General features: G+C 65.2%; 17 protein-coding genes. 8 read left to right on the top strand and 9 right to left on the bottom strand.

The features are described from left to right. Positions 1 to 13: 13 nt before the first annotated feature. On the bottom strand, positions 14 to 1,327 hold the full coding sequence (locus B4L76_RS00580) for a hypothetical protein (protein ID WP_296229776.1): 1,314 nt from the start codon (positions 1,325 to 1,327) through the stop codon (positions 14 to 16). 91 nt (positions 1,328 to 1,418) lie between these two features. Further along, positions 1,419 to 2,912 (bottom strand): aldehyde dehydrogenase family protein, encoded by a 1,494-nt coding sequence (locus tag B4L76_RS00575; protein WP_296229775.1) that lies wholly within the window; start codon positions 2,910 to 2,912, stop codon positions 1,419 to 1,421. A 422-nt stretch (positions 2,913 to 3,334) separates the two neighbouring features. Here B4L76_RS00575 and peaA point away from each other — a divergent pair, with 422 nt between their 5' ends. The 5 genes from peaA to B4L76_RS00550 all read left to right on the top strand — a co-directional run bounded on the left by peaA (position 3,335) and on the right by B4L76_RS00550 (position 9,607). Next, positions 3,335 to 4,900, top strand: a complete 1,566-nt coding sequence (gene peaA, locus B4L76_RS00570; RefSeq protein WP_296229774.1) for a quinohemoprotein amine dehydrogenase subunit alpha — start codon at positions 3,335 to 3,337, stop codon at positions 4,898 to 4,900. A 50-nt stretch (positions 4,901 to 4,950) separates the two neighbouring features. After that, positions 4,951 to 6,381: a quinohemoprotein amine dehydrogenase maturation protein gene (peaB, locus tag B4L76_RS00565; RefSeq protein WP_296229773.1), complete on the top strand. Its 1,431-nt coding sequence runs from the start codon at positions 4,951 to 4,953 to the stop codon at positions 6,379 to 6,381. 1 nt (position 6,382) lies between these two features. Further along, entirely contained in the window at positions 6,383 to 6,706 is a 324-nt protein-coding gene (gene qhpC, locus B4L76_RS00560) for a quinohemoprotein amine dehydrogenase subunit gamma (protein ID WP_296229772.1), read from the top strand. A gap of 32 nt (positions 6,707 to 6,738) precedes the next feature. Beyond that, positions 6,739 to 7,860, top strand: coding sequence for a quinohemoprotein amine dehydrogenase subunit beta (gene peaD, locus B4L76_RS00555; protein WP_296229771.1), 1,122 nt, complete (start codon positions 6,739 to 6,741; stop codon positions 7,858 to 7,860). A 73-nt stretch (positions 7,861 to 7,933) separates the two neighbouring features. After that, positions 7,934 to 9,607, top strand: coding sequence for a fatty acid CoA ligase family protein (locus B4L76_RS00550; protein ID WP_296229770.1), 1,674 nt, complete (start codon positions 7,934 to 7,936; stop codon positions 9,605 to 9,607). A 60-nt stretch (positions 9,608 to 9,667) separates the two neighbouring features. On the opposite strand, the gene mobA is transcribed toward B4L76_RS00550, so the two are convergent. The 3 genes from mobA to B4L76_RS00535 form a co-directional block, all read right to left on the bottom strand. Next, the gene (mobA, locus tag B4L76_RS00545; RefSeq protein WP_296229769.1) at positions 9,668 to 10,243 is read right to left on the bottom strand and encodes a molybdenum cofactor guanylyltransferase MobA; all 576 of its coding nucleotides are present in this window, start codon (positions 10,241 to 10,243) and stop codon (positions 9,668 to 9,670) included. A gap of 61 nt (positions 10,244 to 10,304) precedes the next feature. After that, positions 10,305 to 13,433, bottom strand: a complete 3,129-nt coding sequence (locus tag B4L76_RS00540) for an efflux RND transporter permease subunit (protein WP_296229768.1) — start codon at positions 13,431 to 13,433, stop codon at positions 10,305 to 10,307. Positions 13,434 to 13,444: 11 nt separating this feature from the next. After that, a complete protein-coding gene (locus B4L76_RS00535) occupies positions 13,445 to 14,620 on the bottom strand; it encodes an efflux RND transporter periplasmic adaptor subunit (protein WP_296229767.1) in 1,176 nt (391 codons plus the stop codon). A gap of 211 nt (positions 14,621 to 14,831) precedes the next feature. Between B4L76_RS00535 and B4L76_RS00530 the strand changes: the two genes are divergently transcribed. Both B4L76_RS00530 and B4L76_RS00525 read left to right on the top strand, forming a co-directional pair. Further along, a complete protein-coding gene (locus B4L76_RS00530; RefSeq protein ID WP_296229766.1) occupies positions 14,832 to 15,533 on the top strand; it encodes a response regulator transcription factor in 702 nt (233 codons plus the stop codon). Between the two features lie 6 nt (positions 15,534 to 15,539). Then, complete coding sequence (locus B4L76_RS00525; RefSeq protein WP_296229765.1) at positions 15,540 to 16,838, top strand: ATP-binding protein; 1,299 nt, start codon at positions 15,540 to 15,542, stop codon at positions 16,836 to 16,838. A gap of 16 nt (positions 16,839 to 16,854) precedes the next feature. Here B4L76_RS00525 and B4L76_RS00520 read toward each other — a convergent pair whose 3' ends face one another. Genes B4L76_RS00520 through nrfB form a run of 4 tightly spaced genes read right to left on the bottom strand, consistent with a single transcriptional unit; the run spans position 16,855 to position 23,993 of the window. After that, the gene (locus B4L76_RS00520; protein WP_296229764.1) at positions 16,855 to 17,946 is read right to left on the bottom strand and encodes a GGDEF domain-containing protein; all 1,092 of its coding nucleotides are present in this window, start codon (positions 17,944 to 17,946) and stop codon (positions 16,855 to 16,857) included. A gap of 31 nt (positions 17,947 to 17,977) precedes the next feature. After that, a complete protein-coding gene (locus B4L76_RS00515) occupies positions 17,978 to 18,817 on the bottom strand; it encodes a DUF4434 family protein (RefSeq protein ID WP_296229763.1) in 840 nt (279 codons plus the stop codon). After that, positions 18,817 to 21,822: a phage receptor gene (locus B4L76_RS00510; RefSeq protein ID WP_296229762.1), complete on the bottom strand. Its 3,006-nt coding sequence runs from the start codon at positions 21,820 to 21,822 to the stop codon at positions 18,817 to 18,819. The genes B4L76_RS00515 and B4L76_RS00510 overlap by 1 nt, the downstream gene beginning before the upstream one ends. Beyond that, on the bottom strand, positions 21,819 to 23,993 hold the full coding sequence (gene nrfB / locus B4L76_RS00505; protein ID WP_296229761.1) for a cyclic di-3',5'-guanylate-activated glycosyltransferase NrfB: 2,175 nt from the start codon (positions 23,991 to 23,993) through the stop codon (positions 21,819 to 21,821). The genes B4L76_RS00510 and nrfB overlap by 4 nt, the downstream gene beginning before the upstream one ends. A 194-nt stretch (positions 23,994 to 24,187) precedes the next feature. Between nrfB and B4L76_RS00500 the strand changes: the two genes are divergently transcribed. After that, positions 24,188 to 24,619 carry a PACE efflux transporter gene (locus B4L76_RS00500; RefSeq protein WP_296229760.1) on the top strand — a complete coding sequence of 144 codons (432 nt, stop codon included), beginning with the start codon at positions 24,188 to 24,190 and terminating at the stop codon, positions 24,617 to 24,619. Positions 24,620 to 24,680 lie beyond the last annotated feature (61 nt).

Raw genomic sequence — 24,680 nt, 5'->3', positions numbered from 1 at the left:
CCCGGATCGCACGTCAGAAGAACGTCCCGACGATCAGCTGCAGGTAGGTCCCGGTATCCCGCCCTCCCAGTTGGGTGCCGCCATTGGCCGCACTGCGCTCAGGCTGGTAGAAGCCCACCAGGGGGCTGATCAGCAGGTGCTCGTTGACCATCCATTCCACATACAGGTCCAGCTCCCGTCCACCCTGGTTGCCCAGGTCGCTGTCCAGCGTAGTGAAGTCGAAGTACAGCACGCCCAGGGTCAGGTTGTCCCGTGGCTTGCCCTTCAGCGCCAGGTGATGTACCTGAGTGTTGTTGTTGAATGGCCCGGCATAGTTGGCCGCCACTTCTCCCTGGAACCAGGTGCCGTAGCCACGGCTCAGGCCGTAGAACAGTGGGTCGAAGCCCTCGGAAAAGCGGCTGTAGCGGTAGGTCGCGGTGGGTGTCCAGGGCAGTTCGGAAAAGGTCCAGTTGCCCTCCAGGTACCAGGCGTTCTCGCGCCCTCCGGTCTGGTCCTGGGTCACGTATTCGGCGGCCAGCTCCAGATCCTTGACGCCCAGGTTGCCGCGCCCGCGCAGGCTGGCCGTGTCCATGCCATCGCGATGTTCCAGGCCCATGAGCTGCGCGTAGCGCTGGTCGACGTCGAGGCCGTGGATCCAGCTCAGGCCGACGCTACCCGCATCGGCGACATGCTCCAGGTTGGCCACCGCCAGTGAGGTATCGGCCTGGTAGTGGTTGTCGGACTTCAGCCACATCAGGTCGCCGCGCCAACCCTGTCGGCCGCCCAGGCGCAGGACCGCGCTGCGGTCGAAGGCCTTGCGCGCGGCAAGGTAGTAGGCGCCGCCGCGGTCGAAGTTGGCACCCAGGTCGACCTTGCCCAGGTTCACCGGGTCACCCTGGATCAGGAAACCGTCGCCGAGGGTCACCACCTGGCGGCCGCCGGAAATATCCACGCCGTCCACGCCCAGGGTCGGGAACAGGTTGGCGGAACGCCAGCCCAGGTACAGGTCTTCGATGGCGGTGCGGCGCTCACCACCCAGCGTCAGGCCGGCAGCATCGCCATCACCCCAGGTGGCGGAGCTGAGCAGGTTGAAGGCGCCGTAGAGGGTACCGCTATCGGCCAGGGCCTGGCTGCCGCTGAGCCCGTACTTGACGTAGCCTTCCTGCCAGGCGCTGCTGCCGGGCTGGCGGTTGCCGGCCAGGTTGAAGCTTTCGTCGCTGTGGAAACTGCCGAACAGCGCTTCGAGGTCGGCGTTGAGAATACTGCCATCGTGGTTGTACAGCTCGTAGGCCTGGCTGACGGGGGCGGCGAACAGCAGGGCCAATGTGCAGGCGAGGGTGTGCCTCATGGGTTTGCTCCATGGTTTTTATTGTTGTTTTTGGTGTCCTTGCCGGCCTCCTCGTAGGCAAACCCAGCGAAGAGGCCGGAACAGGCTGAGATCAGAGCTTGATCAGTACCGACTTGAGCTCGGTGTAGTGCTCGATGGCAGCCGCCCCCATCTCGCGGCCGACGCCGGACATCTTGTAGCCACCAAACGGCAAGGCCGGGTCGAGGGCGCTGTGGCAGTTGACCCAGACCGACCCCGACTTGATCCGCGGGATCATCCGGTGCACGGCAGCCAGGTCGTTGGACCAGATGCTCGCCCCAAGCCCATAAGGGTTGTCGTTGGCCATGCCGATCACCTCGTCGAGGTCATCGAACGGCAAGGCTACCAGCACGGGCCCGAAGATTTCTTCCTGGACCAGGCGATGGTGCTGGTCGACATCGACGATCACCGTCGGCTTGACGAAGTAGCCAGGCCCGAAGCCTTCGCCGCCGCAAGCGATGGTCGCGCCCAGTTCGCGGCCAAGCTCGATGTAGCCGGTGACGCGGTCCTGCTGCTTGGCCGAGATCAATGGCCCCATCTGCACGGTCGGGTCCAGGCCGCTGCCGAGTTTCATGCCATTGGCGATGCCGGCGATGTCGGCCACCACGTTGTCGAAGTGCTTGCGGTGTACATACAACCGGGAACCTGCGCAGCATACCTGGCCCTGGTTGAAGAAGATCGCCGTGGCCGCGCCGGCGGCCGCCTCCTGCAGGTTGGCATCGGGCATGACGATGGTCGGCGACTTGCCGCCAAGCTCGAGGGTGACGCGGGTCATGTTGTCCATGGCGGCCTTGCCGATCAGCTTGCCAACCTCGGTGGAGCCGGTGAAGGTCAGCTTGTCCACGCCAGGGTGGCGGCTGAGCGCGGCACCGGCATTCAGGCCGGTGCCGGTGACCACGTTGAACACCCCGGCCGGGTAGCCGGCTTCCTCCACCAGTTCCGCCAGCTTGAGCGCGCTCAGTGGTGTTTCGTCGGCGGGCTTGAGCACCACCGTGCAGCCACTGGCCAGGGCCGGTCCGAGCTTCCAGCAGGCCAGCAGCAGCGGGAAGTTCCAGGCGACAATGGCACCGACCACGCCCACCGCTTCGCGTCGGACAAACCCGTGGAACTGCGCGTTGGGCAGCAACGGCATCGAAGGTTCGACGGTGCTACCCTCGATCTTGGTGGCCCAGCCGGCCATGTAACGCAGAAAGTCGATGGCCAGTTGTACATCCATGACCTGGGCCACCGCGGCGCTCTTGCCGTTGTTCAGGCATTCCAGTTCGGCCAGTTGACGGGCGTCGCGCTCCATCAGCTCGGCCAGGCGCCACAACAGGTTCTGCCGCTCCCGCGGACGCAGGCGGCTCCACGGCGAGTCATCGAAGGCCTGGCGCGCGGCACGCACGGCGCGGTCGACATCTTCGGCGTCGGCGCTGGGCACATCACCCAGCACGTCACCCGTGGCCGGGTTGCGGAACGACAGGGTACGGCCGCTGGTGGCGTCCTGCCAGTCGGCGCCGATACGCATCTTCAGCTTGCGCTCGAGGAAGGCGCGGGTGGCGGGCAGGATGGGCAGTTCGGAAAGCATTGGGCTGTGCCTCTTGTGATTGGATGTGACGGGCATCGCGCAATGGACGTGCCAAGCTGGCTTGATGGTCGCAAGCCGTTGAAGCGGTTGGCTTTTGTCCTGCTCAAAGGTTGCGATTGCAGGTTTGCGCTGTTGCACATTGAGACGGTGTGAGACGGGGGTGACACAGTGGCTGTTTCCGCCCGCTGCGCGGGCCTGCCGCGCAGCGGGCCGCTGTCTCAGGATGAAACACCCCTGTCGCGAAATGGCACGCTGCAACTGGCACTCCCTGATGCTGGCCAAGCGCTGAAAACCGGCTAACAGGTTGAAAGGAAATACTTTTACCGCACCTGGCACAGTTCCTGTATCGCCACCGACACATGCACATCTGCTGTACCAAAGCGTGCGAAAACCATAAGAACAACAACCGTGGAGGTCTGACCTTGAAGACGACTCGACTCCGGCGGCATGCGGGCAAACTGGCGTTGGTCGCCGCCGCGCTGCTGAGCACCCAGGCCATGGCGGCCGAGCAGGGCCCGAGCCTGTTGCAGAACAAGTGCATGGGGTGTCATATCCCCGAAGGCAACGACGACTACAGCCGTATCAGCCACCAGCGTAAAACACCCGAAGGCTGGCTGATGAGCATCGCGCGCATGCAGGTGATGCACGGCCTGCAGATCAGTGACGATGACCGCCGTACCCTGGTCAAGTACCTCGCCGACAAACAGGGCCTGGCGCCCAGCGAGACCGATGGCGTGCGTTACGCCATGGAGCGCCGACTGAACACCGTCGAGCAGTTCGACACCCAGCTCAGTGAAACCTGTGGCCGTTGTCACTCGGGTGCCCGCGTTGCCTTGCAGCGCCGCCCCGCCAAGGAATGGGAACACCTGGTCAATTTCCACCTCGGCCAGTGGCCATCCCTCGAGTACCAGGCCCAGGCGCGTGACCGCGACTGGCTGCCGATCGCCTTGCAGCAAGTAGTGCCTGAGCTGGCCAAGCGCTACCCACTGGAAAGCCCGGAATGGGCCGCATGGCAGCAGGCGAAGCCGAACGCCGACGCGCTGCCGGGGCAGTGGCCGTTCAGCGGGCACATGCTGGCCAAGGGCGATGTGCGCGGGGTGATGAGCGTTACCGCAGACCAGGGCGATACCTTCAAGGTGGAGCTCAAGGGGGCCTACGCCGACGGCACGCCGTTCAACGGCAGCGGCACGGCAATCCTCTACAACGGCTACGAATGGCGCGGCACCGTCAAGGTTGGCGAGGTCAACCTGCGCCAGGTGTTCGCCGCGCTGGACGGTGAAATGAAAGGCCGCATGTTCGAGGCCGAGCATGACGAGCGCGGCCTCGACTTTACTGCAGTGAAAGCGGACAAGGCGCGCCTGCTGGCCGTGCAGCCGGCCTTCATCAAGGCCGGCGGCGAAAGCGAGATCACCTTGGTCGGCAGCGGCCTGGCTGGCAATGCGGACCTGGGCGCCGGGGTGCACGTGGTCGAAGTGCTGGAGCAGACGCCAACCCTGCTTCGGGTCAAGGCGCGCGCCGCGGCCGACGCCAGCCCTGGCCAACGCGAAGTCGCGGTAGGCGCACTCAAGGGCGTCAGCCTGGCGGTGTACGACAAGGTCGAGGAAGTGAAGGTGGTACCGGCGTTTTCCATCGCCCGCATCGGCGAAAACGGCGCCTCGGTGCCCAAGGTGCAGGGCCGCTTCGAGGCCGAGGCCTGGGGCAAGGACGCCAACGGCCAGCCACTGCGCATCGGCTACCTGCCAGCCAGCTGGAAGGTCGAGCCGTTCAACGAGCGTGCGGTCGAGGACGAAGACGTCAAGTTCGCCGGGCAGATGCAGGCCGATGGCGTGTTCGTGCCCGGCGGTGCCGGCCCCAACCCGGCGCGCAAGATGATGACCAACAACGCCGGCAACCTGAAGGTCATCGCCACCCTGGCCGACGGCGGCCAGACCGGCGAAGGGCACATGATCGTCACCGTACAGCGCTGGAACAACCCGCCGCTGCCGTAAGGGCAGAGGGCTTACGGTTTGCCAAACGGATCGATTAACGGGAGGTCGCCATGGGCGCACTACTGAACCTGGTCGAACGCAACCTGCACGAAGTGCAGGTTGATGCCGACCGCATGCTGTTCCACATTCCCAGCAGTTCGCTGTTCACTGCCGATGCGGTGACCGGCGGCATCATCGATACCCTGCGCCAGCAAGGCTGCTCGGCCGAGGAGCTGCTGCAGCGCCTTGGCCAGCAGTTTGCCGGCGATGATATCCAGGACACCCTGCGCGAGCTGATGGCGCTGGAGCTGGTCAGCGACGGCGCGCCGCTGACCCCGGAAATCGCCCTCAGGCAGGTCGAACGCACCGCGTTGAATACCGTGGTGCTCAACGTCAACACCGGCTGCAACCTCAGCTGCACCTATTGCTACAAGGAAGACCTGGACAAACCTTCTGCCGGCAAAAAAATGGGCACCGCCACCGCCGAAGCCTCGGTAGAGATGCTGCTCAGGGAATCGCCCGACGAGGAACGCTACAGCGTGGTGTTCTTCGGCGGCGAGCCGCTGTCCAACCGGCCGCTGATCGAGCACATGGTCGCCTACTGCGAGCGGCGTTTCGCCGAAGCCGGCAAGCAGGTGGAATTCATCATGACCACCAACGCGACCCTGCTCACCGAAGAGATCATCGACTGGCTCGACGCCCACCGTTTCGGCCTGTCGATCAGCATCGACGGCCCGAAGACCGTGCACGACCGCAACCGTATCACCGTGGGCGGGCAGGGCACCTATGACGTGGTGCGGCGCAAGGCCGACCTGCTGCTGTCGCGCTACACCAGCCGCCCGGTGGGCGCGCGGGTCACGCTGACCCGTGGCATCACCGACGTCGAGACCATCTGGAACCACCTGTTCAACGAGCTGGGCTTTGCCGAGGTCGGTTTTGCCCCGGTCACCTCCGGCGACATGGCCGACTTCAACCTCACCGGCGACGAGCTGGTGCAGGTGTTCGCCAACATGAAGGCGCTGGGCCGCAAGTACCTGCAGGCGGCGCTGGAGCACCGCAACATCGGCTTCTCCAACCTGCACCAGCTGATCACCGACATCCACGAAGGGCACAAGAAGGCCCTGCCGTGCGGTGCCGGGTTGAAGATGCTGGCGGTGGATCACCAGGGCGAGCTGAACCTGTGCCACCGCTTCACCGGCTCCAGCCTGCCGACCTTCGGCAATGTGCACCAGGGGGTGAAGCAGGCGCAGCTCAACGACTTCCTGTCGCAGCGCCTGGACCGCAGCAACACCGGCTGCGACAGCTGCCGCATCCGCAACCTGTGCTCCGGCGGCTGCTACCACGAAAGCTACGCCCGCTATGGCGACCCGCAGCACCCGACCTACCACTATTGCGAACTGATGCGCGACTGGGTCGATTTCGGCATCGAAGTCTACAGCCGCATCATGGCCGCCAATCCGGCCTTCATCGATCGCTACATCACCCCGCGGAAGGCGCACTGACATGAAGCACTTGAAGCCCCTGAACAACAAGGCGCGCATCCTCGAGAAGGCCGCTGCCGAGGACCGCGTCGAAGAAGTCATGGCCATGAGCGCAGTGGCGGGTTGCACCGCCACCACCGACCCGGGTTGGGAAGTGGACGCCTTCGGCGGCGTCAGCTCGCTGTGCCAGCCGATGGAGGCCGACCTGTATGGCTGTTCCGACCCTTGCTGGTGGCCGGCCCAGGTGCCGGACATGATGAGCACCTACCAGGACTGGAACGCCCAGGCGAGCAACTCGGCCGAAGACTGGCGCAACCTCGGTACCGTGTTCCCGAAAGACAAGTGACCGGCCCAACAAGAATGACAAGGGGAAACCGCATGAAAGCTGGACGCTGCGCGTCACTCGCGCTCACCATCGCCACCACGGCCTGCGCCGGGCTGGTACAGGCCGCCGACACCGGGCCGGCGCTGAAGGCTGGCCACGAATACATGATCGTGACCAACTACCCGAACAACCTGCATGTGGTCGATGTGGCCAGTGACAGCGTGTACAAGAGCTGCGTCATGCCCGACAAGTTCGGCCCCGGCACCGCAATGATGGCGCCGGACAACCGCACCGCCTATGTGCTCAATAACCACTACGGCGACATCTACGGCATCGACCTGGACACCTGCAAGAATACCTTCCATGCCAACCTGTCCAGCGTGGCGGGCGAGGTGGGCAAGGCGATGTACTCGTTTGCCATCAGCCCCGACGGCAAGGAAGTGTACGCCACGGTCAACCCGACCCAGCGCCTGAACGACCACTACGTGGTCAAGCCACCGCGGCTTGAGGTGTTCAGTACTGCCGATGGCCTGCAGGCGAAGCCCGTGCGCAGCTTCCCGATGCCGCGCCAGGTGTACCTGATGCGCGCCGCGGACGATGGCAGCCTGTACGTTGCCGGGCCGGACATCTACAAGATGGACGTGCGCACTGGCAAGTACACGGTGGCGCTACCGCTGCGCAACTGGCAGCGCAAGGGCTACAGCGCCCCGGACGTGCTGTACTTCTGGCCGCACCAGAGCCCGCGCCACGAGTTCTCGATGCTGTACACCATTGCCCGGTTCAAGGACGACAAGCAGGACCCAGCCACTGCCGACCTGCTGTATGGCTACCTGAGCGTCGACCTGAAGACCGGCAAGACCCACACCCAGGAGTTCGCCGACCTCACCGAGCTGTACTTCACCGGGCTGCGTTCGCCGAAAGACCCGAACCAGATCTACGGTGTGCTCAACCGCCTGGCCAAGTACGACATCAAGCAGCGCAAGCTGATCAAGGCGGCCAATCTGGAGCACACTTACTACTGCGTCACCTTCGATCGCAAGGGCGACAAGCTGTACCTGGGCGGTACCTTCAACGACCTGGCGGTGTTCGATCCGGATACCCTGGAGAAGGTGAGGAACATCAAACTGCCCGGTGGCGACATGTCGACCACTACGCCGCAGGTGTTCGTCCGCTAGATCGGTATGGGCCTGGTCGCGGACTCGCCCGCGAACAGGCCGGTTCAAACCATACAAGAACAAGAGAACGCCCATGGCCCTACCAAGCTACACCCAGGGCAACCCTGAAAAGCCCTTGCTCAGCCAATGCATCGGCGACGCCTTCGACAGCACCGTTGCCCGCTTCCCCGATCGCGAAGCCCTGGTAGTCCGCCACCAGGCCCTGCGCTACACCTGGCAGCAACTGGCCGATGCCGTGGACCAGCACGCCCGGGCGCTGATGGCGCTGGGCGTGCAGCCCGGCGACCGCCTGGGTATCTGGGCACCCAATTGCGCCGAGTGGTGCATCACCCAGTTCGCCAGCGCCAAGGTTGGCGCGATACTGGTCAATATCAACCCGGCCTACCGTTCCAGCGAACTGGACTATGCCCTCGGCCAGTCCGGCTGCCGTTGGGTGGTCTGCGCCGACGCATTCAAGAGTTCCGACTACCACGCCATGCTGCAGGGCCTGGTGCCAGGCCTGGCCTGTGGCCAGCCGGGTGCCCTGGCCTGCGAGCGCTTTCCGGAACTGCACGGGGTCATCAGCCTGGCCGCTACGCCACCGGCGGGCTTCCTCGCCTGGCAGGACCTGCAAGCCCGAGCCGCAGCCGTCAGCCGCGAGGCCCTGGCCGGGCGCCAGGCACAACTGCACTGCGATGACCCGATCAACATCCAGTACACCTCGGGCACCACCGGCTTCCCCAAAGGTGCCACGCTCAGCCACAGCAATATCCTCAACAACGGCTACATGGTCGGCGAAAGCCTGGGCCTGACCGAACATGACCGGCTGGTGGTGCCGGTACCGTTGTACCACTGCTTCGGCATGGTCATGGCCAACCTCGGCTGCATGACCCACGGCAGTACCCTGATCTACCCCAGTGACGCGTTCGACCCGCTGGCCACGCTACGCGCGGTGGCGGAAGAACGGGCCACTGCGTTGTACGGCGTGCCGACCATGTTCATCGCCGAACTGGACCACCCGCAGCGCGGTGAATTCGACCTGTCCAGCCTGCGTACCGGGATCATGGCCGGCGCCACCTGTCCGATCGAGGTGATGCGCCGGGTGATCAGCGAGATGCACATGGCCGAGGTGCAGATTGCCTATGGCATGACCGAGACCAGCCCGGTCTCGCTGCAGACCGGCGCCAGCGACGACCTGGAGCGTCGCGTGACCAGCGTCGGGCGCACCCAGCCGCGGCTGGAGAACAAAGTGGTCGATGGCGACGGCAACACCGTGCCGCGCGGTGAGGTTGGCGAGCTGTGCACGCGTGGATACAGTGTGATGCTGGGCTACTGGAACAACCCCGAGGCCACCGCCGAAAGCATTGACCAGGACGGCTGGATGCACACCGGCGACCTGGCGCTGATGGACGAGCAGGGCTACGTGCGCATTGTCGGGCGCAGCAAGGACATGATCATTCGCGGTGGCGAGAACATCTACCCACGTGAACTGGAGGAGTTCTTCCATACCCACCCGGCGGTGGCCGATGTGCAGGTGATCGGCGTGCCCTGCAGCAAGTACGGCGAAGAGATCGTCGCCTGGGTACGGCTGCATCCAGGGCAGGTAGCCAGCGAGGAACAACTGCGCGAGTGGGCGAAGGCACGGATTGCGCACTTCAAGGTGCCGCGCTACTTCCGTTTTGTCGACGCGTTCCCGATGACGGTGACCGGCAAGGTGCAGAAGTTCCGCATGCGCGAGATCAGTGTCGAGGAACTGTCGGCCAGGTAGACCACCCGCTGAAGGGGAATGGCATCGCGCAGTAATCCTGCGGGCCTGATGGCCAGGCCTTCAGCCCAGCAGCAACTCCGGGCTGTTGAAGTTGCTCAGCCGGCGATCCCCCTCGGCACACTCCAGCCCTTGTACATTCTCGCGCAGCAAGGCCTTCTGCAAGCTCCGTTCACCCGCCGCCCAGGCCTGCTCCAGCACCGGCAACACCCGGCGCGGCAGCACGCTGAACATCGGCTGCCAGTACCCACCCTGGCGCACCATGGCCGCACTGTCGCTGGTCACCGCCAGCCGTAGCAGGTCCTCGATCAACCCCTGGTCAACCAGCGGCGCATCACAGGCCAGCAGCACCACCCATTCATGCCGCGCCACCTTGAGCCCGGCAATCACCCCCGCCAACGGCCCGGGGTAGTCCGCCTCGGCATCGCCCACCAACTGGTCTGCGTACGCCCGGTAAGCCGCCTGGTTACGGTTGCAGGAAATCACCAGGTCATTGCTGAGCGGGCGCACCACGCGTTGTACATGCGCGACCAGCGGTACGCCGTGCCAGTCGACCAGGCCTTTGTCGCGCCCACCCATGCGTTGGCCGCGGCCACCGGCGAGAATGAGGATCGAGCAGGGTGGCAGTGCATCAGGCATGAAAAAGGGTTCCGGGCAGTCATTGCCGGGAACCCTCCCATGTCATGTGACGCTTGTCCAGTCAGCTTTCGCTGTTGGCGCTGGCCAGGTCGGTGTCACGCGATCGACGTCGTCCCGCCACGCGCATCACCACCACGAAGAACACCGGCACGAACACCACCGCCAGGGTGGCGCTGAGCATGCCGCCGATCACCCCGGTGCCGATCGCCTGCTGGCTCGCCGAGCTGGCGCCGCTGGCAATGGCCAACGGCACCACACCGAGGATGAACGCCAGCGAAGTCATCACGATCGGGCGCAGGCGCAGGCGGGCGGCTTGCACGGCCGCGTCGACGGCATCGACACCCTGGTCGACCAGGCCCTTGGCGAACTCGATGATGAGAATGGCGTTCTTCGCCGACAAACCGATCAGGGTGATCAGGCCAACCTTGAAGAACACGTCGTTGGGCATGCCGCGCAGGGTGACGGCCAGCACCGCGCCGAGCACGCCAAGCGGCACCACCAGCAGCACTGCGGTGGGGATCGACCAGCTTTCGTACAGCGCCGCCAGGCACAGGAACACCACCAGCAATGACAGCGCCATCAACAGTGGTGCCTGGCTGCCGGACAGGCGCTCCTGCAGCGACAGGCCGGTCCACTCCAGGCCTGAACCAGCCGGCAGCCGGGCCACCAGGCGCTCGATCTCGGCCATGGCTTCGCCCGAGCTGTAGCCGGCTGCCGGTTCGCCGGAAACCGACACCGCCGGATAGCCGTTGTAGCGGGTCAGTTGCACCGGGCCACTGACCCATCTGGCCTGGACGAAAGCGCCCAACGGCACCATCTTGCCACTGTCGTTGCGCACGTGGATCTTCAGCAGGTCTTCGACCTGGCTGCGCTGGTCGCCTTCGGCCTGCACCACCACCCGCTGCATGCGGCCCTGGTTGGGGAAGTCATTGACGTAGCTGGAGCCAACGGCCACATCGAGCACCGAGCCGATATCGGCGAACGACACGCCAAGGGCGTTGGCCTGGCGGCGGTCGATTTCCAGCTGGATCTGCGGGCTTTCCGCCAACGAGGCTTCGCGTACGTTGGCCAGCACCTTGCTCTTGCCGGCGCTGGCCAGTAGCTCGTCCCGGGCTGCCATCAGCGCGGCGTGGCCCATGCCGCCGCGGTCCTGCAGGCGGAACTCGAAACCGGTCGACTCGCCGAGGCCATCGATTGGTGGCGGCAACACGGAGAACGCCACGGCGTCCTTGAGCTGGGTGAAGGCCAGGGTCGCGCGGTCGGCAATCGACTGCGCGCTGTCGTCGCCACTGCGCTCGGACCAGTCCTTGAGCGTGGTGAAGGCCAGTGCCGCGTTCTGCCCGCTCCCCGAGAAGCTGAAGCCGAGAATCAGCGTGGTGTTGCCTACGCCCGGCTCCTCGGCGTTGTGTGCCTCGATCTGGGCCGCCACCTGTTCGGTGCGCATGCGGCTGGCGCCTGGCGGCAGCTGGATATCGGTGATGGTGTAGCCCTGGTCTTCGGTGGGCAGGAACGCCGTCGGCAACTGGCTGAAGCCATAGCCCAGCACGGCCAGCAGCACCGCGTACACCAGCAGGTAGCGGCCGCTGCGCCTGAGCGCCTGCAGCACCCAGCGCTGGTAGCCGTTGCTCATGCTCTCGAAACGGCGGTTGAACCAGCCGAAGAAACCTTTGCGCTCATGCTGCTCGCCCTTGGCCACCGGCTTGAGCAGGGTGACGCATAGTGCCGGAGTCAGGCTGAGGGCAAGAAACGCCGAGAACAGGATCGACACCGCCATCGACAGCGAGAACTGCTGGTAGATCACGCCCACCGAACCTGGCATGAAGGCCATGGGCAGGAACACTGCAACCAGCACCAGGGTGATGCCGACGATGGCGCCACTGATCTGGCCCATGGCCTTGCGCGTGGCCGCTTTGGGCGGCAGGCCTTCCTCGGCCATGATCCGCTCGACGTTTTCCACCACCACGATGGCATCGTCGACCAGGATGCCGATGGCCAGCACCATGCCGAACAGGGTCAGCACGTTGACCGAGAAGCCCATGGCCAGCATCACGGCGAAGGTGCCCATCAGCGCCACCGGCACCACCAGGGTCGGGATCAGGGTGTAGCGCAGGTTCTGCAGGAACAGGAACATCACGGCGAACACCAGCAGCATGGCCTCGAACAGGGTGTTGATCACCTGCTGGATCGACACCTTGACGAACGGCGAGGTGTCGTAGGGGATGTCATACCTGACGCCTTCGGGGAAGTAGCGCGCCAGTTCCTGCATCTTCGCCCGCACCAGCGTGGCGGTTTCCATGGCGTTGGCACCCGGTGCCAGCTGCACGCTGAAGGCGCTGGCCGGCTTACCGTTCAGGCGGGTGCCGTACTGGTACTCCTGGGCGCCGATCTCGACCCGGGCGACATCACCGATGGTAACGCTGGAACCGTCCGGGTTGGCGCGCAGGACAATGGCGGCGAATTCCTCGGGGGTGCTCAACTGGCCCTTGACCACCACGTTGGCGGTGATTTCCTGGGTGCTGCGGCCGGGCAGGTCGCCGATGCTGCCCGGCGCCACCTGGATGTTCTGCGCCGCCACGGCTGCGGCCACGTCGTTGGGCGTGAGGTTGAAACCGATCAGCTTGCGCGGGTCGATCCAGATGCGCATGGCGCGCTCCGAGCCGTACAGCTGGGCCTTGCCGACGCCCTTGAGGCGGCGAATCTCATCCATCACGTTGCGCGCGAGAATATCCGACAGGGCGGTTTCGTCGAGCTTGCCGTCCTCGGAAGTGAGCGTGGCCAGCAACAGGAAACCGGTGGATACCTTCTCCACCTGCAGCCCCTGCTGGGTGACCGGGCGCGGCAGGCGCGACTCGACCACCTTCAAGCGGTTCTGCACGTCGACCTGGGCCAGGTCAGGGTTGGTGCCCGGGGCGAACGTGGCGGTGATGGTGGCGCTGCCCAGGCTGCTCTGCGACTCGAAGTACAGCAGGTTGTCGGCGCCGTTGAGCTCCTGCTCGATCAGGCTGACCACGCTTTCGTCCATGGTCGCCGCCGAGGCGCCCGGGTACACGGCGTAGATTTCCACCTGCGGCGGTGCCACATTGGGGTACTGGGCCACCGGCAGTTGCGGGATGGCCAGCGCGCCGGCCAGCAGGATGAACAGTGCGACCACCCAGGCGAACACCGGGCGGTCGATGAAGAATTGCGGCATGAATCAGGCCCTCACTGGCCAGTGTGCTGTGCGATGGGCGCTGCCCCGGATGCGTTGTCGACCTGCACCTGGTCACCGGCCTTGACGTGTTGCAGGCCCTCGACCACCACCCGCTCGCCGGGCGCCAGGCCGTGGCTGACGATCCAGCGGTCGCCCTGGGCGCTGCCCAGGAGCACCTGGCGCTCGCTGACCCGGGCCTGTGGGTCGACCACCAGCACCTTGGGCACGCCGGCGCTGTCGCGCAGGATGGCGCGTTGCGGCACGCTCAGGCCCTGGGGCTGCACGGCCTGTTCCAGGCGCACACGCACGTAGCTGCCGGGCAGCAGGTCGAGGTCCGGGTTGGGGAACTCGCTGCGCAGGGTGATCTGGTTGGTGCTGGGGTCGACGCTGATGTCGGAGAACAGCAACTTGCCGGGTAACGGATAGGCGCTGCCATCATCCTGGATCAGCGTGGCGCGGGCCTGGCCCTCGCCAACCTGCTGCAGCTCGCCCGCCCGCAGGGCACGGCGCAGGGCGTTGAGCTCGCGGGTCGACTGGGTGACATCGGCGTGGATCGGGTCCAGTTGCTGGATGGTCGCCAGCGGCGTGCTCTCGTTCTGCCCGACCAGCGCACCTTCGGTGACCAGGGCGCGACCGATACGGCCGGAAATCGGCGCGGTCACGGTGGCGTAGCCCAGGTTGAGGCGGGCGCGCTCCAGGGCGGCCCGGGCTTCGGCGACGGCGGCGTCAGCCTGCAGGAAGGCGGCCTTGGCGTTGTCGTATTCCTGACGGCTGACGGCCTTGTCGTCGACCAGCTCGCGGTAGCGCTGTTCTTGCAGACGGGCCTGGTACAGCGTGGCCTCGGCCTTGGCCAAGGTGGCGCGCGCGCTGTCGTGGTCGGCCTTGAACGGTGCCGGGTCGATCAGGAACAGCACATCGCCCTGCTTGACGTCGCTGCCTTCGCGGTACACCCGCTTGAGCACCACACCGGCAACCCGGGCGCGGACTTCGGCGGTGCGTGGCGCCAGGATGCGACCGCTGAGTTCACTGCTGATGGCCAGTGGCTGCAATTGCAGGGTTTCCACCCGTACTTGCGGGGTGGCAGCCTGTTCGTCTTGCTCGGCGTTGTCGCCGCAGCCGGCCAGGGACAGGCTCACAAACGCCAGAAGCGCCATGCGGTGCAGGCGCTGGGGGAGGGTAGTAGACATACGGATCTTCCGATGATGACCGCCTATATGCTACGGCAGGTGTTCCCCGGGTGGCTGTTAATACCTGTAGGACGAGTGTGAAAAAGTGTGAAGAACAAGCCTGTCGAGCTGTAGGGTTCTATATTCTGCGTACGTCTGTACCGGCCGCTCCACCGGGTTACCCGCGAAGAGGCCGGCAAGGTCTACCACCCCCCTAGATGCCCAACCGCCTATGCCGAACATTTTCCTGGTAGAAGACGACAGCGCCCTGTCCGAGCTGATCGCCAGCTACCTGCAACGCAACGACTTCCATGTCCAGGTCATCGCCCGTGGCGACCACGTGCTGGACGAGTATCGCCGGCACAAACCCGACCTGGTCATCCTCGACCTGATGCTGCCCGGGATCGATGGCCTGCAGCTGTGTCGTCTGCTGCGCCAGGAATCGCAAAGCCTGCCGATCCTGATGCTGACCGCCCGCGACGACAGCCATGACCAGGTCCTGGGCCTGGAAATGGGCGCCGACGACTACGTGACCAAACCTTGCGAGCCGCGCGTATTGCTGGCCCGCGTGCGCACGCTGCTGCGCCGCAGCAGTGTCCACGAGCCACGCCTGGACAACGACCTGATCCTGATCGGTGGTCTGCGCATCAACCTGGCCGAGCGCACGGTGAGCTGGCGCGGCGAAGAAGTGGAGCTGTCCAGCGGCGAGTACAACCTGCTGGTGGTGCTGGCGCGCAATGCCGGCGAGGTGCTGAACCGCGACCGTATCCTGCAGCAACTGCGCGGCATCGAGTTCAACGGCACCGACCGCTCGGTGGACGTGGCCATTTCCAAGCTGCGGCGCAAGTTCGACGACAACGCTGGTGAAGCGCGCAAGATCAAGACCGTGTGGGGCAAGGGCTACCTGTTCAGCCGCGTCGAGTGGGAGTGCTGATCGGCCATGCTCAAGATCCTGGTGCGCCTGTACCTGGTCATCATCGTTGCCTATGCCGGCGCGCTGCTGCTCATCCCTGACACCATCGTCGGCCTGTTCCAGGAGCGCTTCATGGCCTACAACCTGGATCAGGCCAAGGGCGTGCAGGCGCTGATCGTGCGCCAGTTCCGCCAGGCCCCGCGCGAGCAGTGGCCAGCGGTGGAACAGGAACTGGCCAGGGATTTCGCCCCGCTGCAATTGCAGCTGTTGCGCATGGACCAGGCCGGCTTGAGCGAGGCCGAACAGGCGCGCCTGGAACATGGCCTGTACGCGGTGCGCATTGCCGAATGGGGCTACTACGAGACGGTACTGGCGCCGCTGGACAAGGAATGGCTGGTGCGCCTGCATTCACCCCCCGACCCGCTGGACATCAACGTGCTGTCGTGGGGGGTGACCGTGCTGATCGGTGCGGTCATGCTCGGCTGCCTGCTGCTGTGGGTATGGCCGCACTGGCGCGACCTGGAGCGCTTGAAAGAAACCGCCCGGCGCCTGGGGCAGGGGCAGATGGCCGAGCGCACGCACATCTCGCCGCACTCCAACATCGGCGAGCTGGCCGGGGTGTTCGATACCATGGCCAGCGACCTGGAACGCCACGTCAACCAGCAGCGCGAGCTGCTCAATGCGGTGTCGCACGAGTTGCGCACGCCGCTGACCCGGCTGGATTTCGGCCTGGTGCTGCTGTTCGACGAAGTACCAGCGGCCAGCCGCAAACGCCTGCTGGAGCTGGTGGGCCATGTACGGGAACTGGATGAGCTGGTGCTGGAGTTGCTGTCCTATAGCCGCCTGTACAATGCCGACCAGGCCCGCGAGCGGGTCGAGGTGTCGTTGCTGGAGTTGGTCGACAGCGTACTCGGCGGCTTTGCCGAGGAACTCGACGGCCGTGGCATCAAGTGGGAAGTGCGTGCCGAAGGTGACCTGCCACGCTTTGTCCTGGACCCCAGGCTGACGGCACGGGCGGTGCAGAATCTGGTGCGCAACGCCATGCGTTATTGCGATGAAAGTTTGTTGCTGCGTCTTCGTCGGGAAGAGGATGGTACGTGTCTGGTGACGGTGGAGGATGACGGCATAGGCATTCCGGTAGAAGAGCGTGAGCGGATCTTCCAGCCGTTCTATCGGCTTGACCGTAGCCGTGACCGCAATACCGGCGGATTTGGCCTGGGGCTGGCGATCAGCCGGCGGGCGATCGAAAGCCAGGGCGGGACGCTGACCGTGGCGCAGTCGGCGTTGGGCGGGGCGCAGTTCCGGATACGTCTGCCGGCCGGGTGATGTGTCGCCTGGCCTGCTATTCGCTGTCTGCCAGCCGGGCCGACCACAGCACGAAGCGGTCCTTGCCAGTGTGCTTGGCTTCATACAGCGCCCGGTCAGCGCGCACCAGCACAGTGGTCAGGCTATCGCCCTGGTCGACCCGGGCCAGGCCGATGCTGACGGTCACCGGGTGCTCGGCAGTGTCCTCGCGTACCCGTTGGCACAACCCTGCCAGCCGTTGCTCGACGCCTTGCTGGTCCAGCCCCTGGAAAAAGATAGCGAACTCCTCGCCGCCCAGCCGCGCATACTCGAAACCGCTCATGCTCGCCTTGATATGCGTGGCCACGCGCTTGAGCACCTCATCGCCAACATCATGGCCGAAACGGTCATTCACTCGCTTGAAGTTGTCGATATCGATCATCGCCAGGTAGCGCTCGGACGGAGCCAGGCGCAGTTGGCGGTCGGCCTGGGTCATGAACGAGCGGCGGTTGGGGATTTCGGTCAGGGCGTCGATATAGGCCTGTTCCAGCAGCACCTTGGACAGATAGAAGTTGTGCAGCTTGGCCTTGCGCATCTGCAGGTAGCTGTAGATCACCAGGCCGCTGAGGAACACCGCATAGCTGAGCAGCATGGCGCCTTCGAGCTCATCCGCGTCGATACGAGTGTGATAGAACGGGTTGAGCACCACCCAGGTGATGGCCATGGCGCAGAAGAACGACCAGCGCCGAACCGGTAGCACCGACACGGCATACAGCACGGTGGACACGCCGAGTACCAGCCACACCGGGCGCCGGGCCACCGGGATGCCTTCGATCACCAGGCGCATGCCCAGGGTGATGACGATGATGAACAGCAGGTTGAGCACATCGAAGTGATGGCTGCGGCGGGTGAACCGCAGCACCAGGGTGAGGCAGCCGAGCAGGGCGATGAACAGCCCGGACAGCCAGGTCAAGCCCTGGCCGCCGAGGAAGCTGACAATCAGGTCGAAGACCAGCCAGATCAGGATGCTGACGCAGAACACCAGCAAACAGAACGGGCGCATGGACTCGAATTCGTGCTGACGGAACTCGGCGCGCAGGGCGGCCGGGGCGACCTGCTTGCGAACGTGCGCTTCGATGGTCTTGAACATCGGTCGGCTCTCTAGGTATGGGCCTGGCGACTCAATTGTCGTGCAGAACATCCCGGGCCCAAGGCCGGTAACGCAAGTCGAACACCGCCTCGGCATGGCAGCCGCCGCCCAGTTGCGGTTCGGCGGGCTCGGCCCGGAACGCCTGCCCTGGCGCGCTCACCTGGCGGAACGCCTCGCGTACCACACCCACCCGGCACGGCAAGGCCTGCTCATAGCTTTGGCGCACCAGCGTGGGCAAGCGCCCGGTCCCGGTGCCGTCTTGCCACCACACCATCAACCCAAGGCCAGCCAGTTGATCCAGCCAGGCAGCATTGGCCCGTGGCGACAGTTTGCCCGCGCTGAAAGCACTGATGTGCAGCGGCCTGTCGAGCTGGCGGTTGAACGCTTGCAACTGGCCATACAGTGCATCGCGCCGTTCAGCGTCACGAAAATGCAGGTCGTCCAGTTCCATCGGCAGGTACCAGCCAGCCACCGGCAACTGCCAGGTCTGGCGCAGTTGCCGGTACTGGTTGAGCGAACGACCCAGCTGCGCCTTCCAGTAACTGTTCAGGCCGTCCCCATCCAGCTCGTCGAGGCGCTGGTAATAGGCCGGGTCCAGGTACAGCCCGAGCACCAGCTGCAGGCCTTCGGCCTGGGCGCTGCGCAGGCTGTTTGCCAGCCAGCCGCGGGCTCCCCCGAAATCGCTGTCGCCATAGGCGCTCCATTGCACGATCAGGGTCTTGCCGCCCTGGGCCACGGTGGCCCGCCATAGCTGCTGCCATTGGTCGGGGGGGATGCCGGCGTCGCGGTTGAGGGGCTGGTAGAACAGGCGCTGGTCGGCGCTGGCCGGCAGGCACAGGGCGAGCAGGCAGAGGGCCAGGAACGTACGCATCAGAAGGTCATCTCCGCACCGACCAGCACGCCGTTGGCGCGCTCGTATAGATTGCCACCCAGCGCTTGCTGGTATTCGGCACGCACTTTCAGCGAACCGCGATAGGCGTTGTAGCGGTCGTCATCGAACCACCATTGCCAGCGCACGCCGACCCCGGCCCGGGCGTCCTGGCGCCAGTCGTTGCTCGGGTCCTGACTGGAGAACTCGACAAAGCCGTACGGCATGAGGGTTTGCGGTGAACTGCCCGGCAGCTTCCAGGCGTGGCCCTGCTGGTAGCGTGACAACCAGGCGTGGTCGCCGGCGCGGGTCCACCAGGCGGCGTCGAGGTAGAGGAAGCGCTCGTTCCAGTCGTCTTCATCGACCCGCCAGTCGTTGCGCCAGGCGCCCTGGTCGAGGAACGAGGCGGTGGCGCGCAACAGCAGGTCATTGCTCGACTCGGCATGCTGGCGCAGGTCGCCCCAGTTGCCGCCGACCTTGGCCGGGCTCAGCAGCTGGCCGAGGCTCAGACCGCGGTAGTGCGCCTCGTCGACCTGGCGCTGGTGGTACAGCTCGGCGTACAGGTTGAGGTTGGCCTGACCGAGCGGCTTGTAGCGCAGGCCGACGCCGGTGCCCATGCTTTGTGCGTAGTCGGTACGGTTTTGCCCACCGAACAGCACCCGGCCATACACCGACAGGGTGCTGCCGTTGCGGCTGGGCTCTTCACCCAGGGCATGGTCCCACATGGCCAACTGCACGTTCTGCGATTGTGCCTGGCGCGCGGTGCCACCGCGCTGGCCATTGTCGAGGAACCTGTCGTTGGTCGAGGTACCGGCCGGCGACCAGGTGCTGGCCAGGGTGATGGTGTCGCGCCGCGACAGGCTTTCATGGGCCCGGCGCTGGCGATACTTGCGGGCTTCCAGGCTGCCATATTCATCGCCACCGTCGACCAGGTCCTGCTCCACATCCAGCACCCGGCGCAGCTGGCGACGTGCGGCAGCGCTGTCTTCGACTTCGTCGTAGCGCAGGGCCAGCGTCTCGCCCAGGCGGTAGTCCTCGGGGAAGTCCTGGGTGGCACGCTCCAGCAACGGGATTGACTGGCGGCGCTGGGCTTTGTCGGCCGAGCCGGCCAGGCGCATGCCGTAGTCGGCGCGATAACGCGGTTGGTCCGGGGCCAGGCGCACGGCTTCGGCCAGCCAGGCGGTGCTTTGCGCGCGGTCGCCGGCCAGTTGCGCGGTGCTGGCGGCAGCGTAGTAATGGTCGGCTCGCGGGTCATGCGCCAGGGCCTGGCGCTGCAAGCCCAGCGCCGCCTGATAATCGCCTTGCTGCTGGGCGATAGCGGCACCCAGCGCCCAATCGTCGGCGCTATGGTGCCCGGCAGCTTCCCAATAGCGCCGTGCCGCCTGCGGGTCACCGGCGTTCAGCGCGCCACGCGCAGCGGTAAGGCGGGCGTTTTCGGTCCAGGTACTGTCTGGCAAGCTGCGCCAGATGGCCAGGGCAGCCTCGGAATCGCCGGCGGCCTCGAGGGCATAGGCCAGCGGCAGGCGGCTGCCGCGGTCGCCCAGGCGCTCGGCGGCCTGGTAGTAGACGACGGCTTCTCCGGGCTGGTCGGGCATGGCGCAGCGGCCCAGCGCGCGGTACTGGCCGGGCTCGCTGGGGGTGGCCGGTATCACCTGGCGCACGGCATCGCAGTGGCCAGCCTCGGCCAGGCGGCCGAGCAGCTGGGCGCGGGTATTGGCATCGATCTGGGGAATCAGGCCAAGCATGCGCTGGCGCTGCAGCGGCCCGTCGTTACGTGCATACAGGTTGCCCAGGCGCTGCAGCAGCGACGGCGTGAGGCGGCCCTGGCGGCGGTCGTAGGCCTGCTCCAGCAGTTGCCGGGCATGATCGGTGTGGCCTTGCTGCGTCAGCAGGAAGGTGGTTTGTTCCAGTGCGGCCAGGTCGCCGCTTTGCCGGTAGCGCTTCTCCCATTCGGCGGCTGTGCGTGGTTGCGGTGGCTGGGGTGGGTCGCCGTACAGGCGCTGTCTGAGCACGGCGTAGGCCTTTGGGTCGGTGCTGGTATTGCAGCCCTTGAACTGCTCGCGCGCCAGCGCCGGGTCACGCCGCGACAGCCAGTCGACGGTTTCCAGGCAGGGGCGTTGCAGTTCGTTGCTCAGGCGTTGGACCAGCGCGGCGTCCTGCCCCTGGCGAGCCAGTTCCCACAGCTGCTGGCGCTGTACCGGCTGGTTCAGTTGCTCGGCCGGCAGCGCTTGCAGCCAGCGCTGGGCCTGCTGGTTCTGGCCGACGGCGATGGCCCGGTTGGCCATGGCCAGGCGAGCCTGGTTGGCGGCTTCGGCGGATGGGGCGCTGGGCAGCAAGGCGTTCAAGCCGTTTTCGTCCAGTTGCTGGATATAGGCATTGGCCAGGCGCCGCCAGTCCTGGGCAGGCAACTGGCGCTGGGCAGCCAGTGGCTGCAGCTGTTCGATGGTTTCCTTCCAGTTACGCAACTGTTCGGCAAAGTTTGCCTTGGCCAGGCGCAAGACCTGGCCATCTTCCTGTGGCGGCAGGTGATTGAGCCAGTCCAGCGCCCTGGCGGCTCCGCCGGACTTGGCCAGGCTCAAGCTATAGGCCTGCCACAGACGTACACGCTGGGCGCCAGCGCTGCTGGCCAGCCAGCGCTCCACCTCGCTGGCCGGGGGTGGGTCCTGCTCGATCCAGCTCAGGCGCAGTTCGAGCAGGGCGTTGGCATGCACCGGGCTGTCGCCCAGTTGTGCGGCCAGCGCTTCGGCCTCCTTGTAGCGGCGTTGATGGGCCAGGGCCTCCACCAATAGCGAGCGCGCTTCGTCATTGTTCGGTACCCGGTCGAGCACATGGCGGGTCAGGCGCTCGACCTCGGCCCAGTTGTCCTTCTTCGCCTCGCGGTAGCTGCGCTCCATGAACGGGTAGCTGGTGAACCGCTGGAAGTCGGTCATCGGCGTCGAGGCAGCAGCGGGCAGGGCGGCGGAGCACAGCAACAGGCCAGTGAAAGTGAGGGAAAAGCGCGGCTTCATGCCACCTCCCGGGTCAGGTCAAAGGCGGCCTGCTGTTCGCTGGCCTGTTCGATGAGGGCCTGCTGCAGCACCTGCTCGGTGATGATGCCGCGAGTGATCAGGTATTCGCCGAGGCTTTGCTGTTCGGGGTTGAAGTCGATCAGCGCCTGGTTGAACAGGGTGACCGGTACCATGCCGCGCACCTGCAACAGGGCACCCAGCATCACCTGGTGGTGGCTGACCCGTTCCAGCAGCGCTTCGTCGTCCTGGTTGCGTTCCAGGACGGCCAGCATCTCGCGGGTTTCCGGCTTTTGCCAGGGGCTCGGGTAGTGGTAGCGCAGGCCCAGGGTTACCCGACCCTGTGGCGCCAGGCGGGCGCTGACCGGGCGTTTCAGTTGACGGCTCATGACCCCCAGCGACACCTGGCTGACCGGGCTTTCGCTGGCCAGGATCAGCGTGTTGCCGTCTTCGTCCACTGGTAACACGCCATAGTGGGTCGCCAGCTTGCGTGGCAGTTTGGCGATCAGTTGTGGGTCAAGCTTGAACGGGTTGAGCGGTGCCCAGGGCAGCTCGAGTTGTTCGGCCAGGGTCGCTACCAGCTGTTCGCTGTCCAGCCAGCCGCGCAGCAGCAGCTCGCGGCCCAGGCGTCGGCGTACCGGGCTGGTGATCGCCTGTTGCAGCTGTTCGTCGCTGATCAGGCCCTTGGCCACCAGGCGTTGGCCCAGCGGGGTGCGGGCTGGCGCGGCAATGGCAGGAAATTCGTGAGTGGTCTTGTCCCAGGCCACGCGCCGCGAGTCGCCCATTTCCATCACCTGGCGCAAGGCGCGCAGGTTGGCGAAGAAGTTGACGAAGTTGCTCCACATCATCCGCGGCGCGGACAGCAGGCCCTCGCCAATACCATAGAAGCGGGTGACGAACCAGGCGCGCTGGAACAGGCGGTTGACCAGCAGCAGCCCGTTCAGCCACAGCAGGGTGGCCAACAGCGGGCTGTCATCGAGGATGGACATGAAGCGCCATGACTCTGGCGCAATTACCGTGACCAGCCACATGGCCAGCAGCACCAGCAGCAACAGGTTGACCAGGAAGCTAAGCAGGTAGGCGAACAGCCCGCGACGGTCACGCCAGAGGAAGTAGTTGAGGGCGCCCTTGCGGCTCCAGCCAAGGTTGCTGGTGCCCTGGAACACGATGCCGACGATCCACCGCGACTTCTGCCGAATGGCATGTTGCCAGTCGCGCGGAAAATGCTCGCGTACGCAGATCACCTGGGAGAATTCACGGCTCATGCCCGGGCGCCATTTCTGCTTCAGGGTCAGCGCCGGGTCGGTGATGGAATAGCGGGCAAAAATGCACTTCATGCCCTTTTGCTTCAGGCGAAAGCCGATGTCGTAGTCTTCGGTAAGGCTCTGCACGTCGAAGGCGATGCCGTCGCCATCCTCGAGCAGCGCGGCGATGGCGCGGCGGCTGAAACAGGTCCCGACGCCGGCGCTCGGTACCTGACCGGTCAAGGCTTCGCGCACGATCACGTCCTTGCCGTGATTCTCGGCAAACTCATCGACGTAGTGGCCGGCGGTGAAGCCTTTCCATTCCGGTGCATAGGGGTACACCGGGATCTGGATCATGTCCTTGTTCGGCAGCAGGTAGTTGAACAGGCGCAGCTCCATGGGCGAGATCACGTCTTCGGCGTCGTGCAGGATGAAACCGGCGAATTCGATACCGGCGTCCTGCTGGAAACGCAGCAGGGCGTCGATGATGTTGTTCAGGCAGTCAGCCTTGCTGGTGGGGCCGGGGCGCGCGCAGACCACCTTGTGTACGTTGGGGTAGTGCAGGCACACCGCGTCGACATCGGCCTGGGTTTGCGGGTCATTGGGGTAGGTGCCGACGAAGATCTGATAGTTCTCGTAGTCGATGGTCGAGGCGGCGAGGCGCGCCATTTCGCCCACCACACCCACTTCGTTCCAGGCCGGCACCATGATGGCCAAGGGTTTTTCCGGCACTTCGAACAGGCGCTTCTCGTCGGCCTTTTCGTATTTGTCATAGATGCGGAAGCGCCGGATCAGCTTGCGGCCCCAGAAACACAGGTCGATGAACAGGTCATCCAGGCCCAGCAGGAACATCAGCGAGGCCAGGACGATCGCGAGGATCTTCAGGCCGAACAGCACGTAGGTCAGAAAGTCGATGAATGCCAGGCTCATGTGCCGACCACCGGCAGTAAGGCGTAAGCCATTGTATTTGGTCCTCGTTCGGTTCCTTGGACGAAGTTGTACGACATTCGGCGTTTGTACTGGATAGATACAAGCAGCCGAATGCCGGGTTGTCCAAATTTCAGGCTTTTTCTTACAAGCCACTTCTTGTAGTTTACAGATCGTTTATCCAGGGAGCAGGGAACATGCAAGGCAAGGCACGCAAGATCGTCCAGGCCATTCTCTACGAAGCCATCGCTGTCGCCTGCGTGGCGCCCGCGCTGGAACTGGCGTTCGGCGCCGGCATGGCGCAGTCGACCGTGCTCTCGGTGCTGATGTCGGCCATCGCGATGAGCTGGAACATGGCCTACAACTGGGTGTTCGAGCGCTGGGAAGCGCGCCAGCGCCGACGTGAGCGCACCTTCCTGCGGCGCCTTCTGCACGCTCTGGGCTTCGAGGGCGGGTTGGTGCTGATTCTGCTGCCGCTGGTGGCCTACTGGTTGCAGGTCAGCCTATGGGCGGCGCTGCTGACCAACCTGGCGCTGTTCGTGTTTTTCTTCGTTTATGCGTTCGTCTTCCAGTGGGGCTTCGACAAGGTATTCGATGTGCCGCTTTCGGCGCAGCAGGCGAAGTGTTGACTTCAAGCCGCACTAGCGGCTAAGTTTCTACCCCATGAGAACTTTCCCGCACGCCCACGCC

This window comes from Pseudomonas sp. UBA4617 (assembly GCF_002386445.1).
GTDB lineage: Bacteria > Pseudomonadota > Gammaproteobacteria > Pseudomonadales > Pseudomonadaceae > Aquipseudomonas.
This window is presented reverse-complemented; position numbering and strand designations above follow the sequence as displayed.

Bases quoted from the DNA above. Each gene is read 5' to 3' on its own strand.
- B4L76_RS00540 (WP_296229768.1), bottom strand. From the start codon at position 13,433: ATGCCGCAATTCTTCATCGACCGCCCGGTGTTCGCCTGGGTGGTCGCA.
- peaB (WP_296229773.1), top strand. From the start codon at position 4,951: ATGGGCGCACTACTGAACCTGGTCGAACGCAACCTGCACGAAGTGCAG.
- B4L76_RS00575 (WP_296229775.1), bottom strand. From the start codon at position 2,912: ATGCTTTCCGAACTGCCCATCCTGCCCGCCACCCGCGCCTTCCTCGAG.
- B4L76_RS00530 (WP_296229766.1), top strand. From the start codon at position 14,832: ATGCCGAACATTTTCCTGGTAGAAGACGACAGCGCCCTGTCCGAGCTG.
- peaD (WP_296229771.1), top strand. From the start codon at position 6,739: ATGAAAGCTGGACGCTGCGCGTCACTCGCGCTCACCATCGCCACCACG.
- B4L76_RS00525 (WP_296229765.1), top strand. From the start codon at position 15,540: ATGCTCAAGATCCTGGTGCGCCTGTACCTGGTCATCATCGTTGCCTAT.
- B4L76_RS00520 (WP_296229764.1), bottom strand. From the start codon at position 17,946: ATGTTCAAGACCATCGAAGCGCACGTTCGCAAGCAGGTCGCCCCGGCC.
- B4L76_RS00510 (WP_296229762.1), bottom strand. From the start codon at position 21,822: ATGAAGCCGCGCTTTTCCCTCACTTTCACTGGCCTGTTGCTGTGCTCC.
- B4L76_RS00535 (WP_296229767.1), bottom strand. From the start codon at position 14,620: ATGTCTACTACCCTCCCCCAGCGCCTGCACCGCATGGCGCTTCTGGCG.
- B4L76_RS00550 (WP_296229770.1), top strand. From the start codon at position 7,934: ATGGCCCTACCAAGCTACACCCAGGGCAACCCTGAAAAGCCCTTGCTC.
- nrfB (WP_296229761.1), bottom strand. From the start codon at position 23,993: ATGAGCCTGGCATTCATCGACTTTCTGACCTACGTGCTGTTCGGCCTG.
- B4L76_RS00580 (WP_296229776.1), bottom strand. From the start codon at position 1,327: ATGAGGCACACCCTCGCCTGCACATTGGCCCTGCTGTTCGCCGCCCCC.
- qhpC (WP_296229772.1), top strand. From the start codon at position 6,383: ATGAAGCACTTGAAGCCCCTGAACAACAAGGCGCGCATCCTCGAGAAG.
- B4L76_RS00515 (WP_296229763.1), bottom strand. From the start codon at position 18,817: ATGCGTACGTTCCTGGCCCTCTGCCTGCTCGCCCTGTGCCTGCCGGCC.
- B4L76_RS00500 (WP_296229760.1), top strand. From the start codon at position 24,188: ATGCAAGGCAAGGCACGCAAGATCGTCCAGGCCATTCTCTACGAAGCC.
- mobA (WP_296229769.1), bottom strand. From the start codon at position 10,243: ATGCCTGATGCACTGCCACCCTGCTCGATCCTCATTCTCGCCGGTGGC.